The 18,755-nt window shown below is 70.1% G+C and carries 11 protein-coding genes and 1 pseudogene; 3 read left to right on the forward strand and 9 right to left on the reverse strand.

Annotation, left to right across the window (positions count from 1 at the left end):
• Positions 1 to 2: 2 nt before the first annotated feature.
• The 6 genes from ACFYNL_RS01020 to ACFYNL_RS01045 all read right to left on the reverse strand — a co-directional run bounded on the left by ACFYNL_RS01020 (position 3) and on the right by ACFYNL_RS01045 (position 13,141).
• Complete coding sequence (locus ACFYNL_RS01020) at positions 3 to 2,654, reverse strand: RICIN domain-containing protein (RefSeq protein ID WP_388794425.1); 2,652 nt, start codon at positions 2,652 to 2,654, stop codon at positions 3 to 5.
• Positions 2,655 to 2,855: 201 nt separating this feature from the next.
• On the reverse strand, positions 2,856 to 4,631 hold the full coding sequence (locus ACFYNL_RS01025; protein ID WP_388794427.1) for a cellulase family glycosylhydrolase: 1,776 nt from the start codon (positions 4,629 to 4,631) through the stop codon (positions 2,856 to 2,858).
• A gap of 102 nt (positions 4,632 to 4,733) precedes the next feature.
• The gene (locus ACFYNL_RS01030; RefSeq protein WP_388794430.1) at positions 4,734 to 6,245 is read right to left on the reverse strand and encodes a glycoside hydrolase family 43 protein; all 1,512 of its coding nucleotides are present in this window, start codon (positions 6,243 to 6,245) and stop codon (positions 4,734 to 4,736) included.
• A gap of 245 nt (positions 6,246 to 6,490) precedes the next feature.
• Positions 6,491 to 8,944, reverse strand: a complete 2,454-nt coding sequence (locus tag ACFYNL_RS01035) for a SpoIIE family protein phosphatase (RefSeq protein WP_388797190.1) — start codon at positions 8,942 to 8,944, stop codon at positions 6,491 to 6,493.
• A 316-nt stretch (positions 8,945 to 9,260) separates the two neighbouring features.
• Positions 9,261 to 10,820 (reverse strand): RICIN domain-containing protein, encoded by a 1,560-nt coding sequence (locus tag ACFYNL_RS01040; RefSeq protein WP_388794432.1) that lies wholly within the window; start codon positions 10,818 to 10,820, stop codon positions 9,261 to 9,263.
• Between the two features lie 89 nt (positions 10,821 to 10,909).
• On the reverse strand, positions 10,910 to 13,141 hold the full coding sequence (locus tag ACFYNL_RS01045; protein ID WP_388794435.1) for an alpha-L-fucosidase: 2,232 nt from the start codon (positions 13,139 to 13,141) through the stop codon (positions 10,910 to 10,912).
• A gap of 700 nt (positions 13,142 to 13,841) precedes the next feature.
• Here ACFYNL_RS01045 and ACFYNL_RS01050 point away from each other — a divergent pair.
• Entirely contained in the window at positions 13,842 to 14,564 is a 723-nt protein-coding gene (locus ACFYNL_RS01050; protein WP_388794438.1) for a FadR/GntR family transcriptional regulator, read from the forward strand.
• A gap of 172 nt (positions 14,565 to 14,736) precedes the next feature.
• Here the strand turns inward: ACFYNL_RS01050 and ACFYNL_RS01055 are convergent, their stop codons facing one another.
• Positions 14,737 to 15,324, reverse strand: coding sequence for a TetR/AcrR family transcriptional regulator (locus ACFYNL_RS01055; RefSeq protein WP_388794441.1), 588 nt, complete (start codon positions 15,322 to 15,324; stop codon positions 14,737 to 14,739).
• Between the two features lie 177 nt (positions 15,325 to 15,501).
• Positions 15,502 to 16,281: a helix-turn-helix domain-containing protein gene (locus ACFYNL_RS01060; protein ID WP_388794444.1), complete on the reverse strand. Its 780-nt coding sequence runs from the start codon at positions 16,279 to 16,281 to the stop codon at positions 15,502 to 15,504.
• Positions 16,282 to 16,353: 72 nt separating this feature from the next.
• Between ACFYNL_RS01060 and ACFYNL_RS01065 the strand changes: the two genes are divergently transcribed.
• Both ACFYNL_RS01065 and ACFYNL_RS01070 read left to right on the forward strand, forming a co-directional pair.
• Complete coding sequence (locus ACFYNL_RS01065; RefSeq protein ID WP_388794447.1) at positions 16,354 to 17,172, forward strand: phytanoyl-CoA dioxygenase family protein; 819 nt, start codon at positions 16,354 to 16,356, stop codon at positions 17,170 to 17,172.
• A gap of 2 nt (positions 17,173 to 17,174) precedes the next feature.
• Positions 17,175 to 17,498 carry a hypothetical protein gene (locus tag ACFYNL_RS01070; protein WP_388797196.1) on the forward strand — a complete coding sequence of 108 codons (324 nt, stop codon included), beginning with the start codon at positions 17,175 to 17,177 and terminating at the stop codon, positions 17,496 to 17,498.
• A 169-nt stretch (positions 17,499 to 17,667) separates the two neighbouring features.
• Here the strand turns inward: ACFYNL_RS01070 and ACFYNL_RS01075 are convergent.
• Positions 17,668 to 18,540 (reverse strand): annotated as a pseudogene (locus ACFYNL_RS01075) (glycoside hydrolase family 6 protein); the annotation flags it as partial.
• Between the last annotated feature and the right edge of the window lie 215 nt (positions 18,541 to 18,755).

Here is an 18,755-nt window from a genome sequence, read left to right on the forward strand (position 1 = left end):
GGTCAGGACGGGTCGCCGTACTGCAGGCCGCGTCCGTTGGTGCCGACGTAGACGCGGCCGAAGGTGTCGGGGTCGCCGGTGATGACGCCGGTGCCGGCGATGGCGCCCCACTGGTGGGCCTTGTCGTTGACGCGGAGCCAGGTGGCGCCCTTGTCGGTGGAGCGGAAGACTCCCGTGACGTCCTTGACGGTGCCGATCAGGTACAGGGCCTGGTAGCCGGTGCCCGGCTTCGCCTTGCCGAAACCGAGCGCGGAGGCGGACTGCGCCGACTTGAGCGTGGTGAAGCTTCGGCCGCCGTCGGTGGAGTGCAGCAGCCCCTTGTCACCGCCGGCGATCCACAGGTCCCCGGCGATGCCGGGGACGGCAGTGAGCCGGCCGGAGGGCAGGTTGCCGGCCCGGGCGGTGAAGGTCGCGCCGCCGTCGGTGCTGGCGTAGAGCGTGCCGCCGGACAGCGAGTAGAAGGTCCCGGCCGAGGAGCGGTCGGCGACGACCACGGCGCCGTTGCCCAGGCCGCTGACCCTGGACCAGCTCGCTCCGTTGTCGGTCGAGCGGTACGGGGCCTGACCGGCCTGCGTCCAGACGACGGTGGAACCGTCCGCCGCGAGCGCGACATGCCCGTCCTGGGCACTGGCCACCGGCTCCGCCTTGAAGCCGTTCCAGCTGCGGCCACCGTCGGTGGAGTAGGCGCCGTCCTGCGCGCCGCCACGGCCGACGCGGACCATCATCGACGGCTTGGACTGGGCGAAGTCGATGTCGGTGCTGTTGGTCATCATCGGGTTGCTCAGCCGCCCGGAGGGCACCTTGGTCAGGGAGTCGTGCCGGAAGCCGCCCTGGTCGCCCATGGCGGTGATGACGGTGGCTCCGCCGGGAGGGGCGATCGCGTCCAGCAGCGCGGTCTCCTCCAGCCCTCGGGCGCCCATGCTCCAGTGGCTGATGCCGCCGGTGTCGGAGGCGCCCGCGTTCTTGCTGCGCAGGATGCCGTTGCCGGTGCCGTACAGCACGTGCCCGGAGTTGAAGGGATCGATGGCCAGGGCGGTCATCCAGTGCCCGGTGTGGGTGCCGACGTAAGGAGCGGCGGAGGCGTCCCGCTTCGACTTGTCGGCCAGGGCCTTCCAGGTCGTGCCGCCGTCGGTGCTGCGGTAGATCTCGTCCTCGGGCCACCAGCGGCCGAGGGTGGTGACCATCACCGTGGAGGGCTTGCGCGGGTCGACGGCCAGACCGGAGAACCCGTAGTTGCCCCGGGAGGGCGAGATGTTCTTCCACGCCCCGCGGCCCGGCGTGTACTTCCACACCGAACCCCCCGTCACACCGTTGGGCCCGAGGTTGTCGGTGTACGTCAGGTACAGCGAGCCGTCACCGGAGAGGACGCCGTGCTGCGGCAGCTGGCCGGTGGGCTGCCCGGAGACGGCCTGCCAGGTCCTGCCGCTGTCGGTGGAGCGGTACAGGGAGGTGGACCTGTCGTTGACGCCGACGTAGACCGTCTTGCTGCCGGCCGGGCCGTACGTCACGAAGGAGATGCCCGCGCCGCTGCTCGCGCCGTCCTTGACGGGGAACGAGGAGACCTGACTCCATGTCACGCCGTGGTCGTCGCTGCGCCACAGGCCGTTCTTGCGGGTACCCAGCAGCAAGGTGCCGTTGTCCGCGGGGTTGACCGCGAGCCGTTCGCCCGCTCCGCGGCCGTCCTCGTTGGCGCCCAGCTTGAACGGCAGGTCGGTGCGCTTGAAGGTGCGGCCCCGGTCCGTCGAACGCAGGATCGCGCCGTTGCCCGCCCAGTCGTTGGTGTAGGTGCCCGCCCCGAGGTACAGCCGCTTGGGGTCGACGGGATCGGTGGCCACCGAGTCGATGCCGAGCAGGTTCCAGTCCTTCTCGCCGATCCAGTCGGTCAGCGGGATCCACTGCTCGGCCCCGGTGTCCCAGCGGTAGGCGCCGCCCATGTCGGTGCGCGCGTACAGCAGACCCTTCTCCCGCGGGTTGAACACCAGCCCGGTGACGTAACCGCCGCCCACCACCTGGGCGTTCTTCCACACATACGGTCCGGCCGCGGCCGTGGTCTGCGCGGCGCCGGCCGCGGGCGCTCCGCTCGCGCCCGCCTTCACCAGCTTCCACTGCTGGTTGCTGCTGCCCTTGTCGGGGAACTGGATGACCGCCGCGCCCTGGTCGGTGGAGCCGCCGGAGACGTCCAGCAGCTGGCCGCTCCTGCGGGAGGTGAGGGTGACGGCGTCGGAACCGCTCACCTCGCTGATGCGCCATTCCTGCGAGGTGGCGGAGCTGTCGGTCTGCTGCTCGGCCGCCGCCCCCTGAGCGGTGGAATTGCCTGCTATGCCCAGGACCTTGCCGCTGTTGCGGTTCACCAGCTCGTAGTAGCCGTCCCCGACGGCCTTCAGCTTCCACTGCTGGTTGGCGGTGTTCTGGTCGGTCCACTGCTGGATCCGGGTGCCGTCGGCGGTGGAGAAGCTGTTGACGTCCAGCACCTTGCCGCTGCGCACGGAGATCAGCCGGTAGTAGGCGTCTGCGTCGACCGTCGCTGCCTGCGAGTCCTCCTGCGCGTACAGCAGATACGGCACGAGGACGGCGGGCACGCCGAGCAGCAGGCCGGTGGCGGTCCAGCGACGGCGGTGACGCCCGCGGCGCCCGCCGTTCGTGGGGGTGTTCATGGGGAGGCGTTCTCCTTGCGAGCTGTTCAACAGTGGAAACCCGGATCCCGGCTACCGGAACTGGCCGGATCCGCTTTCTTGTCGCCACAGACCACGCACAGGTTGCCGCGGTCCTGAAGCTTTTTGGATCACGCCCTGGCGCTGGCACACGCGCGCCCTGGTCGCCGGAGAAACGGCAACCAGGGCGGGGAGTCGGGTCGGTCAGGAGGTGGGCGGAACGTGAGTGCCGGTGACGGAGTCTCCGGACTTCTTGACGTGATACCTGACCTTCTTGCCGCTGTAGAAGTGGAAGGTCAATGTCACCCGTTCGCCGTCGCGCAGCGACTTCAGGAACTCGGGCTGCAGGATGATCGTGTCGTTCCGGTAGTCCGGCGAGAAGGCCATGTTGAACTCCTGGTACGGGGTCCAGCCGGTCTGGCCGGCGTTGCTGCCGTCGCCGTACCTGGCCTCCATGGTGGCCAGCACATCACCTCGGTACCGGGTGGGGACGGTGAACGCGTCGGTCTTGCCCGTGGCGTCGGACAGCACCGGCTCGTCGTAGGTGACCACCTCGATCTGCCAGGGCAGTCCGCGGGAGAACCGGGCCTGGAGGGTGGCGTTGACCCCGTACGCGCGGTCGCCGCTCAGCCGGGTCAGCGCGCCGGCCGTGACGACGAGCCGCTTCTTGTCGAAGAGGGTGTAGTCGCGTCCCTCGACGAGCTTGGTCTTGCCGTGCCAAAGTCCCCGGAACGCGGTCCCGTTCAGATTCAGGGTGACCCCCTTGGCCGTGATCGGCTCCTTCTTCTCCAAGAAGATCTTGTCGAAGGAGGCCGTTGCCGAACGGGTGGTCCAACTGGACTTGATCCAGGCCATCAAGGCGGGGTCGGTCCACTTCAGGGTCGTCCGGTTCATGTAGGCCCAGGTCCCGGGGTCCCACAGCGCGGTGGTGACACCGGTGAGGCGCGCCGCGTGTGAGAAGTGCTCGTAGTACTTCAGCGCCTCACCCCGCTCGACACGTGAGGGGTGGTTGTGGTCTGGATAACCGAGCAGGCCGTACTCACCGAGGTAGACGGGGATGCCTCTGGAGACGAAGGTGTCGCGCATGCGGGCGAAGGCGTCGTCGAGGTCGTTCTGGGCGACGTCGTCGTAGTGGGTGCCGCCGGCGATGTTGATGCTGAACGGGTACCAGCTGTAGTAGTGCACGGTGGCGATCAGGTGACGGTCGTTCAGCGACTTGATCGTGGTGTACAGGTCGTCCATGAACACCTGGGAGGGCGTGCACCCGTCCGTGGGCAGCATGAGCAGGCGGTCGGTGTTGCCGCCGCCCGAGGAGCGCACGATCTTGTGGAAGGAAGTGTTCAGCTCGTGCAGGAGCTTGGCCTTCTGCTCGGCCGTGGCATTCTCGAACTGCGGCTCGTTGACGCTCTCGAAGATCAGCGTGCGCGGCTCGTCGCGGAACGTCCTGGAGATCTGGGTCCAGGTGGAGTTGAAGCGGGCCAGCACTCCGTCGTGGTCGGCGGGCATCTTCTTGATCCACTGCCACGAGTCGTGGTGCACGTTGAGGACGACGTAAAGGCCCTCGTCGAGCGCCCAGTCGACGACCTCCTTGACGCGGCTCATGTACGCGGCGTCGACGGTGTAAGGGGCGGTGGCCGACTGGTGGTCGGACCAGGTCACCGGGATCCGGACGCTGCGGAACCCTTCCCCGCGGACGGTGGTGAACAGGTCCCGGGTGACCTTCGGGTTGCCCCAGTTCTCCTCGTGGGGAATGGCGTCCAGGGTGTTGCCCAGGTTCCAGCTGGGCTGCATCGCGGCTACGGCGTCCATGGCGCGGGCCGGAACCTTGGCCGCGGAAGGCGCCCGCTGCGCCGTGTCGCGGGGCGCGGCGATTGCGGTGCTGCCGGCCAGGCCCAGAATGACGAGCAGCGCCAACAGCAGGCCGGCCGGGCGGCGTGAGCCGCGTCTGCGGTGGTGCGCGGGTTGCCGTACGTCCTTCATGTGTCATGCCTCTCGTTCGGTCGTGCCTTACGGTCGGCGGTTCGGGCCGGCTCCCTCCGCGGTCGGTGACGCCCGGGTTTCGACGGTCGGGAGGGGTCGGGGTCAGTCGTCGAGGGGCTCGTAGTCGAACCAGTCGAAGTGGACGGTGCCGGCCACGGCGTACAGACCGATGACCCGGCCGGTGAAGCCGCCGGCGACCTCGGTCGACAGGTAGCGGCCGTCGAGGGCCGCGAGTTCGGTGAACGTGCCGTCGGGCTCCTCGACACCGAGGGAGACGACGTCCGGTCCGGAGCACGGCCCGGGAGCGGACGGCGGATCCGTGACCGTGAGGGCGAGGACCACCGGCCCGGCGGGTACGGACCGCGAGGCCACGACCGTACGCAGGGAGCCGACGCGCGCGACCACCCGCACCCGGGTGCCGGACACCTCGATCGAGTAGTGGTGCCGCTCGTCCAGCCGGACGGCGAGGCCGCCGGAACCGTGCCCCGCGTCGACCAGAGTGCGCGCCCGGCAGGTGAGGTGCTGCTGGCGGCGGCCGGTGAACACCACGTCGGGCTCGTCCAGCGAGCTGCCCCGCGCGTGCAGTGTCAGCCATCCATGGCGCTCTTCGGTGGTGCAGTGCTCGGCGGACCGGTCGCGCAGGGAGATCCAGGACGGCCCGAGCCGGGTGAGTGCGAAGTCGTCGCGCCGTTCCTCGGCGGGGCCGGGGGAGAGCGGCCAGGGCAGCTGGGGAAGGTCCAGGGTGACCTCGCCTACGACCGGCCAGTCGTCCTCCCAGGTCACGGGCGCGAGGAAGGTCTCCCGGCCGAGCACGTGCCAGCCCGGGGTGCCGCCTCGCGGCCGCACCCCGAGGAACACCATCCACCACGAGCCGTCGGGGGCCTGGACCAGGTCGCCGTGCCCGGTGTTCTGGACGGGGTGGTCGGTGCCCCGGTGGGTGAGGACCGGGTTGGCCGGGCACGGCTCGAAGGGGCCGCTCGGAGTGAGGCCACGGGCGACCGACACGCCGTGGCCGCGTTCGGTGCCGCCCTCGGCGATGAGCAGGTACCAGTAGTCGCCGATGCGGTACAGGTGCGGCGCTTCCGGGGCCTTGGCACCGGGCCCGCCGGACCAGAGCTTGTGCGGAGTCCCGTACGTCTTCCCGGTGGACGGGTCCAGGCGGATCTGGGAGACCCCGGCCACGGTGCACCAGCACGTGCCGTCCTCGTCCCAGGCCAGGTCGGGATCGATGCCGGGTACGCCCGGCGCCCAGATGGGATCCGACCAGGGTCCGGCCGGGTCGGTCGCCGTGACGATGAGGTTCCCGCCGCCCTCGCTGCAGTTGGTGACGATCAGCCAGAAGCGGCCGTCGTGGTGGCGCAGGGTCGGGGCGTAGATCCCGCCGGAGGACGGCATCTCGGCCGGAAGCCGCAACTGGCCCGGCCGGTCGAGCACGTTGCCGATCTGCCTCCAGTGCACCAGATCACGGCTGTGGAACAGGGGTACGCCGGGGAAGTACTCGAAGCTGGAGCAGGCGAGGTAGTAGTCGTCCCCGACGCGGCAGATGCTCGGGTCGGGGTGGAAGCCGGGGAGCACGGGGTTGGCGGCGCGGGAGGGCCGGTTCTGAGCGGGCACCCTTGGTCGTCCTTTCGTTCGGGTGGGCAGCAGATCGGCTCCGTGTGTCGAAGCGCTTCACTTGGAAGGGAAGTTAACGGACGCGTTTCGTGCGAAACAAGAGTCGTGCGGCAAGGAAACTTGGTCACAGCCCGGGTTTCTCACGGCCTGTCAGCATCAGAGCCCGAATCGATGCGCTTCGACAATGTGGCCTTGTCGCTGTCGCTGTCGCTGTCACCGTCACTGTTGTCGCCGTCGCAGGTCGCTCATTGCGGCGCAGGTGGGGTGAGGGCCTGCGCGCACCAGATGGTCTTGCCGTCGGTGGTGTGCCGGGTGCCCCAGCCCTGGGTGAGCTGCGCGACGAGCAGCAGTCCTCGGCCGCCCTCGTCGAAGGCGCGGGCCCGGCGCATGTGGGGGGCGGTGCTGCTGGCGTCGGACACCTCGCAGATCAGGGAGGTGTCGCGGATCAACCGCAGTCTGATCGGCGGCTCGCCGTATCGGATGGCGTTGGTGACCAGCTCGCTGACGACCAGTTCGGTGACGAACGCCGCCTCCTCCAGGCCCCAGGCGTCCACCTGGTCGACAGCGACCTTCCTGACCCGCGGCACCTGCGCGGTGTCGGGCTCGACGTCCCAGTCGGCGACGTGGTGGGGGTCCAGCGCACGGGTGCGAACGAGCAGCAGGGCGGCATCGTCGGTGCGGTGATCGGGGAGCATGGCGTCCATCACCGTGTCGCACTGGGCCTCCAGTGAGGTGGCCGAGTGGTTCAGCAGCTGCTGCAGTTCGGCGGTCCGCTGGTCGACGTCCCGTTCGCGGCTTTCCATCAGTCCGTCGGTGTACAGCGCGAGCAGGCTGCCCTCCGGCAGTTCGAGCTCGGTGGCCTCGAAAGGCAGACCACCGATGCCGAGCGGCGGTCCCGGATGGACGGAGACCGGGGTCCTGGTGCCGTCCGGGGCGATGACCAGCGGCAGGGGATGGCCGGCACTCGCCAGCGTGAAGCGCCTGGACACCGGGTCGTAGACGGTGTACAGGCAGGTGGCCCCGGACTCGCCGGTCGGCTGGAAGTGGCCGGTGGGCTGGAGGTCGCTGGCGAGGTGGAGGACCAGGTCGTCCAGGTGGGTCAGCAGCTCGTCCGGTGGCAGGTCGACGTCGGCGAGGGTGCGTACGGCGGTACGCAGCCGGCCCATGCTGGCCGAGGCGTGCAGGCCGTGGCCGACGACGTCGCCGACGACCAGGGCGACCCGGGCGCCGGACAGCGGAATGACGTCGAACCAGTCGCCGCCCACCTCGGTGCCGGTCCCGCCGGGCAGGTAGCGGGATGCCACCTCGACCGCCTCCTGGACCGGCAGTCCCTGCGGTAGCAGGCTGCGTTGCAGAGTCAGCGCGGTCGTGCGCTCGCGCGAGTACCGGCGGGCGTTGTCGATGGCGACGGCCGCCTTGGCGGCCAGCTCCTCGGCGAGGATCAGATCGTCGGCGGTGAAGGCCTCGGGCCGGTCGAGGCGGGAGAAGGCGACGACGCCGAGCAGCGCGCCGCGGGCTCGGAGCGGCACGGTGATCCGGCCCGTCAGTCCCTCCGCGGCGATGGACGCGTCGATCACCGGGTTGCCCGGTGGCCAGTGTGCCGGGTCGGCGGCGAGCCCGGGTCCGAAGGCCCACTCGCCGCCCTCACCGGGCTCAGCGGCCAGCTCGACCGTGGACCTGCCGGTGGCGATGCAGCGGGCGGCGACGGAACCGGGAAGGTGGGTGACGGGCTTCGTGGGCCCGGGAGCCTGCTCGGCGCCGTCCTTGGCGCTGTGCTGGGCGGCACGGCTGAGCCTGATCGTCCCGCCGTGGGCGAACCCGGACACCGAGGGCGGTTCCTCCCCGCGCAGCACCTCGTCGAAGAGATCGACGCTGACGAGGTCGACGAATCGCGGTACCGGAGTCGTGGCCAGTTCGCGGGCGGTGCCGATCACGTCGAGGGTCCGGCCGATGCCGCCGCCGGCCTGGTTGAGGATGAGCAGGCGCTGCCGAGCCCAGTACTCGGCGCTCATGTCGAAGCCCCAGTTGGCGATCGCGCGTACCGTGCCCCCGGCATCCCGGACGGGCCAGATGCTGGTGGCCCAGGCGTTCGCGTAGTTGCTGCCGCGAGGGCGGAAGACGGTGATGAGACGCGTGGCCTCGCCCGTCCTCGCCACTTCGGCGAGCGCGTCGGTGTAGGGCTTGTCGTCCCTTTCGGGGAACAGCGTGCGGTCGAATTCGGGAAGCACCTCGCGGTACTTCCTGCCCAGCACTTGCTCCTCGGAATGCGCTATCACCCGGCCCGAGGAGGCGTTGATCCACAGGAACCTCAGCTCGGGGTCGTAGACGCCCAGAGCGAAGGGGGACTGCTCGAAGGCCCGGTCGGCGATCACCGGGCGGCCTTCCCAACGCTGCATGGTCAGCACGTGGCCCAGCTCCCGCCCGTCGGGGCCGAGCAGCGGATGCGCCGTCACCACGGCGCCCACCGTGGAACCGTCCCGGTGGCGCAGCGGGACGCACTCCGTGCGGTCGGGGCCGGCTCCGTAGCCCTCGGGGAAGCCGGGGGGCGGGGGATCGACCAGCAGGTCGGTCACGGGGCGCCCGACGGTGTCCTTCGCCGTCCAGCCCAGCAGCAGCCGTCCCCCCTCGCTCCAGCCGCTCACCACGCCGTCCGGAGCCACCACGACAGCGGCGGTGGGGGCATCGTGCTCACCGGCCATGTCCACGCGCGACACCTCCGTCCGAGTGGATGTGCCTGTCGGGGCGGTTCCCGGCGCCAGCTTCCAGGCTAGATCCGCTGGTGCTCCCCGGCGCCCCGGCCGGTACCTTCCGGATCACCGGAACCGGATCACCAGATCACCGGATCACCAGATCACCGGACCACCCGGGGCATCGGGACCGGCGGCCCTTCGTTCACGTCGTGCACGCCAACGGCCCCGGACGCGGAGTCCGGGGCCGAGATAAGCGCTGCCGAGCGGGTGAGGGGATAAAGAACCCCAGGTCAGCGGTATGAGGTGGACTGGGTGGTCGGTGTCGTCACCAGTCCGTCGCCAGACCGGCGATGAACGGGACGAGCCGGTCGGAGATGACTCTGTCGTCGTGGGCCGAGTAGTGCCAGTCGCAGCCGAGGAAGTCCAGGCCCGAGTCGTCGAGGAACCAGTAGCGGACCCGGCTGTCGCCGGCGTCGTTGCGTGCCTTGACCACCTGCTGGACGTGGCCGGCGTACTGGCCGGCACCGACCGCCACGATGGTCGTGCCGGCCCCGTAGCGCGTGCGCAGCTTCTGGACGAAGTCGTCGTAGGCGGTGCGGTAGCCGGCCGCGAGACTGTCGGACGTCCAGGGCTCACCGGGGTTGATGGCGGTCGAGAAGTCGTTGGTGCCGAGGTTGACCACCACGACCTGGGGGCGCCAGGTGCCCGGGTTCTGCCAGACGTCGCCCGACACGTTCAGCAGGGCACGGTCGTAGAAGGTCCGGTACGTGACGTCCGTACGGCCTCCGTTGTAGTTGCGGACCATACCGAGGCCCGAGTAGCCGTTGATCTGGTAGTCGGCGTTCAGCCGCCGGGCGGTGAGGGCGCCGTAGCTCACGTCGGAGTTGGTGGTCCGCCTGACCTGGTCCCAGGTGCAGGTGCGGGAGGTCGAGAGGTTGCCGTAGCCCACCGTGAGGGAGTCGCCGATGAACTCGATCTGGCGGGTGCGGGCGGCCGGCCTGCTCAGGACGGTGCCGCCGGGCGCCGCGACGAAGCCCCCGAACGTGCTGGTGTCCCCGGGGGTGTCGTTGCGCTTGACGAGCCGGACGGTGTGCGTGCTGTCGGACAGGCCGTTGATCCAGTGCGTGGTGTTGCCCGGCGTGACCAGTGTGGCGACGGTGGTTCCGTCGACCTGGACGTCGTAGTCGGCGGCCGAGTCGTTGAGCACGACACCGACGCCGGTGCCGCGGACGCGGCCCTCGAAATACACGCCGGGCCAGCTGTACTGCACGGTGTTCCCGGCGTCTTTGACGCGCCCGGCGGTATGCACCTGGGTCAGGACCCCCGTCGTGCGGACCAGTTGCCACTGCTGGTTGGCCCCGCCCCGGTCGGCGTACTGCACGACCTTGGCGCCGTCCGCCATGGAGGCGTTCTGCACGTCGACGGCCTTGCCACTGTTGCGGTTGAGCAGCCGGACGTACCCGTCCGACGAGTCGGCCAGGCGGAACTGCTGGTTGGCGCCGCCCGTATCGCCCCACTGCACGATGTCCGCGTGATCGGCCGTGGAGTGGTTCCGGACGTCCAGCACCTTGCCCGAGTGCCGCGCCTTCAGCCGGTAGTAGCCGCCGCCGGAGTCGACGAACTGGAAGCGCTGGTTGGCCCCGTCATGGCGGGCCCACTGCGCGACCCCCGCCCCGTCGGCGGTGCTCGCACCCGACACGTCCAGCGCCTTGCCGCTTCCCCGGTTCACCAGCATGTACCACGCGTTGGTGTCCACGGTGGCCGCATGCGCCGTCCCGGCGGCCCCCAGCCCACTCAGGAGCGCCGCCAGCAGCGCGGTCACCGCGACGAGCACGCCCGGACGCCTCCCGCGTCTCGGCCACCGGCCCGAGAATGTCAGATGCATGCCACCTCTGTGCATTCGTGTCCCTTTCGCTGGGTGCCAAGGGCGTCCCGGATCCCGTCGCCCACGTCTGCGGCGGAGGGATCTGCCGGTCACTGCGCGGTGAAGGTCCACAGCAGGTTGGTGCTGGAGCCGTAGGTCCACTGCTTGGTGACGGATCCCGAGTCGACGTCGCCGCCGCCGTCGAGGACCAGGCCGGTGGTGCGGTTGGCGAGTGAATAGCGGTCACCGCCCCGGTGGGTGATGGTCCACTGCTGGTTCGGGCCGCCGTTCCAGGGGGCCTGGCGGGCCGCAGAGCCGTTGTCGGTGGCGCCCCAGCCGTCGGCGACCATGCCGTTCGTGCGGTTGACCAGCCGGTAGTAGCCGCCCGCGACCGCCTCCGCCCGCCACTGCAGGTTGGGACTGCCGTCCCACGTCCACTGCTTGAGGTTGGACCCGGAGGCCACGTCGCCGCCGCTGTCCAGGGCGAGTCCGCTGGTCGCGTTGGTGATCCGGAAGTATCTCGCCGGATCGAACCGGACCCTCAGCGAGGTGATCCGGTCGTTGTTGCCGGTGTTCCTGAGGTCGGGGTTGTCGGCGTCGAAGGTCCAGGAGGTGCCGGTGAAGTCGTCGCCGGAGTAGCCGATCACCTGGTAACCGGGGGCCGGGCGCAGGGAGGAGAGGGTACGCGTGCCCAGTCCGGCCGCGGTGAGGTCGGCCGCGGTGTGGTCGCCGACGGTGAACACGGCTGCGGTACCGGTGTAGTCGACGTCCGTGAAGGCGACGGCGCCGGCGAGCGGCCGCAGGCCCGGGATCGTGCCGGAGAACGCGAGCTTGAGGACGTAGGCGCCCGCACGGTACGGCGCCGACGACGGCAGGGTGAGGGAGAGGCCGGAGGAGTTCTGGGTCGGCGCGGGCAGGTCGATGTAGCTGCCCGCGGTGGTGCCGAGGAGCTTCACCGAGGTCAGCGAGGAGAGGTTGATCCGGTCCGAGCCGAGGGTCTTGATCGTCAGCGAGCTGCCCGGCCAGCCCAGGACCGTGGCGTACAGGACGTCGGCGGCCTTGTTGCGGGTGAAGCGGATGTCCTGCGGCGTGCCGGCGTGCGGGGTGGTGAACGAGCCGCCGCCCATCTTCGTCGGGCCCTCGCCGTACACGGTCCAGGCGCGGGTCGCGTAGATCGACTCGCCGAAGCGCTTCAGGTGGTCGCCGATGCCGAGCAGGATGTCCTTCTGGGCCTGAGGGATGGTGCCGTCGGCCATCGGCGCGATGTTCAGCAGCATGTTGCCGTTCTTGCTCACCCGGTCGATGAACGAGTGCAGCATCTGGTGGACGCTGTAGTAGCCGATGCCCTGGGTGTAGCACCAACTGCTGCTGGAGATGCTGTCGTCCGTCAGCCAGTACGGGGAGGTGAGGTCGGCCGGGCCGCCGCGCTCGTAGTCGAAGACCTCGCCCTTGCCGTTCATGCCGTCCTTGTACGTGGTGACGACCTCACGGCCCCAGCTGCCCGCCTGGTTGTAGTAGTAGGCAAGGAAGTTGAGGCGCTGCTGCTCGTCGACGGCGTCCAGGTTGAAGTCCTGCCACAGGATGTCGGGGCGGGCGCGGTCGACGACCTCCTTGAGCTTGTCGAACCAGAGCTGGTTCGCCGCGGTCGGGTCCAGCTGCCCGTAGAGCTTCTTGAGACTGGGGTCCGCTTGGGCGGGGACGTGTTCGTAGAAGCCGGTGAAGTTGTACGCGTGGTGCATGGCCACCAGCAGCTTGAGGCCCTTGGCGCGGATGGCCGTGGAGAAGAGCTTCAGCAGGTCGAGGCCTGGGCCCTTCTTCACCGAGTTCCACTCGTTGACCTGGCTGTCCCACATGGAGAAGCCGTCGTGGTGCTCGGCGACCGGGCCGGCGAACCGGGCGCCGGCGTCGACGAACAGCTGCGCCCACTCGTCCGGGTCGAACTTCCCGCCGGCCGACTTCAGCTTCGGCGCGAACTTCACGGTGTTGCCCGCCGAGTCCCGCGCACCGTCGATGAAGTTGTGGTATGGCCATGCCGAGGGCGGGCCGTAGGTCGCGATGTGGTGCTGGTTGGCGTTGTTGCCTTCCTCGTACATGTTCCGCGGGTACCACTCGTTGCCGTAGGCGGGGACGCTGAACGCGCCCCAGTGGAAGTAGATGCCGAACTTGGCGTCCTGGAACCACTCCGGGGCCGGCGGGTGCTGGTCGACCGAGTTCCAGTCGGGCGTGTACGTGCTCGGCGCCGCCTGGGCGGTGCCCGCACTGAGCACCTCTGCGGCAACGGCCGCCGCGGCCACGCAAGTTGCGGAGGCCAGGAAGCGGCGTCTGTCGATCGAGCGAGACATGGGCACATCCCTGAGGCGGAGGGGGACAGGGGAAGGCAGGGTCACGCATGAAGGTCGATCACCGCGCCCTGGGATGTCAACCAGCGTGCAGGGATGAAAGCGATTGCCCCGAGGGTTGGAATAGCCCGGTTTGCTGGGTGCTGGCAGGTAACGCGACTACCTAGACATGGCATGTATCGAGGTGCTTCATGGCTGGTTCGCGTTACTGGAAACGCTGACCGATCGGGCATGTGCCCGGCACCGAGAGGCTCTCGCCGACGTACGGGCGGTGTGTGAACTCGGCCTTCTCGGGAGGTCGTCGGAAGGGGCGGACACGGCACCGCGAAGGTGCCCTTGAAGACATCCGGTCAATCTTGTGCGCTGGCCGCACACGACCGGCGAGGCGCGCGATCGACCAGGGCCCGCACGGCCCGCGCGTGCGGGCCCTGGTCCCGCCCGCCTCGCGCCTGCGCCTGCCCCAGCGCTCCACCCCACGAGATCGCAGCGCCGGAGATCACAGCGCCGGAGATCGCGCCCGACGAGCTCACACGCATCCCAGTATCATCATCGTCACGCTCGGCATGCGGACTCCGGAACAGGTCGTACGAAACGTGGAACTCCATGGTCAGCACATCCTCGACGGTCTGTGGGGCGACCTGCGCACTCATCGGCTGATCCGGTCGGAGGTGCCCGCGGAGCACGGCCGGGGCAGGAGGCAACGTTGTCTCTGACGGACAAGGCCATCGAGCAGATCCGTGAGCTGATCCGGACCGGTGCTCTTCCGCCGGGCTCCAAGCTCCCGCCGGAGCCGGACCTGGCCGCTCAGCTGGGGCTCTCCCGCAACCTGGCCCGTGAAGCGGTCAAGGCGCTGTCGGTGGCGCGCGTCCTGGAGGTCCGGAGGGGCGACGGCACGTACGTCACCAGCCTCCAGCCGAGCCTGCTCCTGGCGGGGGTCGGCGGTGCGGTGGAGCTGCTGCAGATCGACTCGGTCGCCCTGCGGGATCTCATGGAGGTGCGGCGGCTTCTCGAACCGATGGCCACGGCCCTTGCCGCCACCCGGATCTCCGACGCGCAACTGGCCGACGTCGAGCGGCACCTGGATGCCATGCGTGCGGCCCGCGACAACGTGGAACAGCTCAACGCTCACGACGCCGCCTTTCATCGCGCCGTCGTCTCGGCCACGGGCAACGAGACCCTCCTCACCCTCCTGGAAGGCATCTCCGGCCGCACACTGCGCGCCCGCATCTGGCGCGGTCTGGTCGACGACAAGGCAGCGGGCCGGACCCTCGCCGAGCACGAGGCGATCTTCAACGCGCTGTCCGCCCGTGACGCCGTCCTCAGTCAGGCCGCCGCGCTGCTGCACGTGAACAACACCGAGCAGTGGCTGAGGAAGCATCTGCGCTCCGGTGAACCGCTCCCCTTCGGGACCGCGGCGCGAGAGTGACGGGCGGGCGCACCCCGGCCTCCGGCAGGCGCAGGTGCCGTCATGCCCGCCGTCATGCCCGCCGTCATGCCCGTCGCCATGTATGCCCGCCGTCATGCCCGCCGTCACGCCCGCCCTCGGGATCGCTCGCGGCCGAGACCCGGGGCGCCCTCTGCGTCTCCGCGGGCCTGCCTCAGGCCATGGCGAGGACGGCCGAGACCAAGGCCCGCAGGCATGCCCTCTCGGCCTCCTCGTCCGGCAGTGCGAGGTGCTGCATCGTCAGCCCCTCGAAGCCGGCGAGGAAGAACCTCGCGATCGTCCCGGCGGGCTGGGCCAGCTCGTGGCCGGTGCGTTCGGCGGCCTCGCTGACCAGCTTCGTCGTGACCGCCAGGACCTCGCTGTGGTGGCTGTGCAGCGCATCCTTCAGGGGAGGCGTGCGCAGGGCGAACATGCTGAGTTCGGTCAGCAGCTGATGCGCCTCGGGCTGATCGAGCACCGTGCGCCAGAGCGCTTCGGAGAGGGTGCCGACGGTTTCCTCGAAGCTCGCGTCCGTGGGAGCGGCCTGCTCGACCTGGGCGACCAGCCCTCGGGTCACCTGCTCCATGACGGCTCGGTAGAGGTCTTCCTTGGTGCCGAACGTGTAGTGCACGGTCGCCTGTGCCACACCCAGCTCGGCGGCGATGGCGCGGGTGCTGCCGGCGGCGACGCCTTCCCTGCTCATCAGGTCGATGGCCGCCTTGATCAGTTGCGGGCGGCGCTCTGCCGCGGATACATGAGCCATGACTGCATCATATTCGACTGAGTCCAGTGAACAGGTCACTCGATCGAATTCGCTGTCGGGTCAGGACTGGGCGCTCCTGGACCGCCCGCCCGCACGCCCACCGGGCGGACGGCAAGGCCGTCCGGGTTCCGGCCCGGCCGCACCTCGTCCGAAGCCCTCCGATGCCCTCCGACGCCGTCATCGCTGCGCACCGCGCACGGCCCGGGGTGAAGCTCCGAGTTCTCGGCGGCAGGCCTTGTTGAATGCCTGAAGGTCGGGAATGCCGACCGTGGCGGCGATCGCGGAGATGGAGAGGGTGGACTCGCGCAGCAGGTGGCGCGCGCGTTCCAGGCGGCGCTGCCGGATGTAGGCGACGACCGTGTCGCCGGTGGCGGCGCGGAAGAGTCGGGTGAGGTGGTTGTGGGAGACCCCGGCGGCGCGGGCCACCTCGGGGACGGTCAGCGGGTCGGCCAGGCGCGACTCGATATGGCAGATCGCGGCGGTGACGGCCGGATGCGGGCTGTCCCGGGGGTCCTTCGGGGCGGGCGGGGTGAGGTGGGCGACTCGCCACAGGACGGCCCAGACCTCGGCCGCCGCTCGCACCGGAGTGCTCGGCCAGGCGGCGACGGCCTGGAGCATCAGGGCGGACAGGGCGGGCAGTTCCGGTCCCGCGTCCTGCATGACGGGCACCGAGCGGAGTTCGCCGTCGACGGGCAGGCGCAGGTGGGCGTACAGGTGCTCGGAGCGGCCCCGGTAGCGGTACCGGACGGTCGTGGCGGGCGGAACGAGGCTGATCCGACCCGGGCGGACGGTGTGGGGAGTGCCGCCGACGGTGAGGTCGGCCTCGTACCGGTACAGGTGGAGCTGCCACAGGTCGGGCAGGCGGAAGACGTCGGTGTGCCCGGCCGGCCCGTGGATGCCGACGCCGACGTCGGCCACGACGGGCGGTTCGTCCAGGCATACCGCGACCTCAAGCATGGTGAAAAACTACCAGTGGTGGGTGAGCCGGGGCCACGCGCCCGACGCGGTGCGCTCCCTACCGTGGTGGACATGACGACAACCGGAGAGCACCTGCTCAGCTCGGTGCAGATGGCGCACTTCGTCGCCCATGGCTCGTTTCGCATGGATGCCGTGGTGCCCGCGGAGATGAACGCCGAGGCCATGGAGGTGTTCCGGGCCGGCATCCCGCCGGTGCCGTACGGCACGCCGGTCCCCAAGGCCTATCCCGAGGGATCCTTCGCACGGCGCCTCGTCGAACTACCCCAGGTCGCAGGGGCGTTGCGCAGTCTGGTCGGCCCCGATCCGCACATCGACCACCACGCCGTGCACGTCCGGGAGCCGCACGAGGGAGCGGCACAGCCACTGCACGGGGACGCGATCATCGACGTACGGACCGACGCGTTCGACGTGCAGCTCATGTACTACCCGCAGGAGGTCACGCTGGAGATGGGCGGTACGCTCAGTGTGCCCGGCAGCCATCTGCGGCGTACGAACGAGAGCGACACCGGCCGGTACCAGAACCTGCGCGGCCAGAGCCGACTGGTCTGCCCTGCGGGTACCGTGGTGTTTCTGCACCACGGCCTCTGGCACGGTGGCCGACGCAACGACAGCGGCGTCCGCCGCTACATGTTCAAGATCCGCTTCAACCCGACGGTACGGCAGCGGCTGCTGTGGGACACCTCCGACCTGTCGGACCCGCGTGTGGCGCAGGAGTTGAACACCGGTTTCCCCTGGTACGAGCACGCGACCGGCCGCCTGGAGCTCTACAACCGCGTCCTGCTGTGGCGGGAACTGACCGGCGACGAGGGCTTCGACCTCGACCACTGGGTCACCCGCGTCTCCAATCGACCGCAGGAGGTCTCCGCGTGACCATGACCACGACCACTCCCGCCCCGGCGTCGACCGCGTCCACGGTCCGCCAGCAGGTGCTGGTGCTGTACCTGGCCACGTCGGCCCTGGACTCCCCGGTCATCGGCTGGTCGCTCTACGACGGCACCGGTCGCACGTCCCCCACCACGGGCGACAGCGACGAGCCGCCTTACGAGACGGGCGTGGCAGCCCTGTGCGACGGCTGGCGCCTGATCCAGGCGGCTCAGCTGATCCCCCCGTACCCGGGGCACGAGTACGACGTGTCGTTCCTGAAACACGAGTTCTTCTTCGAGAAGCTCGTCGATCGGGACGACGCCACGCGGTGACGGTGCCGGACCGACACGGTCGTCGGTCAGTCACTGCCGGAGGGCCCGATGCCGCGAGGGTCGACGGTCGCCCTCACCGGCCGGCCCTCCTGCCCGCGTTGCCGCCCGCGCTCCCGGCGGGCCGAGGCCGTCCGCGTCCGTCTCGGGCGCGGTCGACCTCGGCCCCGGATCAGTAGCCGTAGATCATCTTGTAGGCGACCTCCGGGAGGAACTGTCCGGCCGAGGAGCCGGCTCCCACCCCGCAGTTGCCGTCGGACTCGCCCGGGACCTTGATCCACAGGAGCATCTCGGCGCCTCCGCCCAGTTGGGAGGGGGTGCCGATACGGCGGCCCGAAGGGTTGCACCACTGGCCGTTGGAGCCGTTGCCGTTGCGGCTGGTGTCCACGACGAACGGCTTGGTGTAGCCGTACCGGGTGCCGAGTTCCCTGTTGACGGCGTTGCCGTACGCGGTGTTCTCGGCCGTGGTCAGGTAGTTCGAGACGTTGAGCGAGAAGCCGCGGGCCTGCCGCAGGCCCGCTTCGTGAAGGCGCTGGGCCATGGTCGCCGCGCTCGCCCAGGCCGGGTTGCCGGCGTCCAGGTACACCCAGGTGTTGGGAGCCTGACGGTTGAACTGGGCGAGCGCTCCGGTCAGCATGCTCTCGCGCTCGTCGATCTGCGCCTGGGTCATGCAGCCGTAGTCCCCGAGGGAGTCGGGTTCGAGGACGACGACGGCCGGGCGGCCCCCGATCCCGCCCGCGAACTGGGCGATCCAGTTCGCGTAGGCGGCCGGCGAGGAGGCTCCGCCCGCGGAGTGCCCGCCGCAGTAGTCGCGGTTGTAGATGTTGTAGGCGACCAGGACGGGCAGCTTGTCCCGGGCGTCCGCGGCGCCCACGTACGCGCCGGTGGCGGTGCCGATGGTGCCGCTCCAGGAGCCGAACCAGCGGGCCGTCGGTGTGTTGGCGATGGAGGCGTTGATCGCGGATGCCCGGCCGTCACCCGGATTGGCGGCGACCCACCGCTTCGCGCTTGAGTCGGGGTCGACGTAGAACCCGTTGGTCGTCCTGTGCGGGAGGCGCCGGTGCGGCGGCGAGGACGCGGACGTCCCAGGCGCCGAGCGGCAAGGGTGTCCCGGCCGGGAGCACGCTGCCGTCCAGGGCGTCGGTCAGGTCCACCGGGGCCTGGGCGGTGGCCGGTTGCCAGTTCCAGGCCCTCCACCCAGCGCGTGGCCACCGCACCGCCCGGCAGCTGGAGCGGGCTGTCCGGCGCCGCGCGCAGCGG

The sequence above is a fragment of the Streptomyces sp. NPDC007808 genome (assembly GCF_042868655.1).
Lineage (GTDB): Bacteria > Actinomycetota > Actinomycetes > Streptomycetales > Streptomycetaceae > Streptomyces.

Bases quoted from the DNA above. Each gene is read 5' to 3' on its own strand.
- ACFYNL_RS01020 (WP_388794425.1), bottom strand. From the start codon at position 2,654: ATGAACACCCCCACGAACGGCGGGCGCCGCGGGCGTCACCGCCGTCGC.
- ACFYNL_RS01025 (WP_388794427.1), bottom strand. From the start codon at position 4,631: ATGAAGGACGTACGGCAACCCGCGCACCACCGCAGACGCGGCTCACGC.
- ACFYNL_RS01035 (WP_388797190.1), bottom strand. From the start codon at position 8,944: ATGGCCGGTGAGCACGATGCCCCCACCGCCGCTGTCGTGGTGGCTCCG.
- ACFYNL_RS01040 (WP_388794432.1), bottom strand. From the start codon at position 10,820: ATGCATCTGACATTCTCGGGCCGGTGGCCGAGACGCGGGAGGCGTCCG.
- ACFYNL_RS01045 (WP_388794435.1), bottom strand. From the start codon at position 13,141: ATGTCTCGCTCGATCGACAGACGCCGCTTCCTGGCCTCCGCAACTTGC.
- ACFYNL_RS01055 (WP_388794441.1), bottom strand. From the start codon at position 15,324: ATGGCTCATGTATCCGCGGCAGAGCGCCGCCCGCAACTGATCAAGGCG.
- ACFYNL_RS01060 (WP_388794444.1), bottom strand. From the start codon at position 16,281: ATGCTTGAGGTCGCGGTATGCCTGGACGAACCGCCCGTCGTGGCCGAC.
- ACFYNL_RS01065 (WP_388794447.1), top strand. From the start codon at position 16,354: ATGACGACAACCGGAGAGCACCTGCTCAGCTCGGTGCAGATGGCGCAC.
- ACFYNL_RS01070 (WP_388797196.1), top strand. From the start codon at position 17,175: ATGACCACGACCACTCCCGCCCCGGCGTCGACCGCGTCCACGGTCCGC.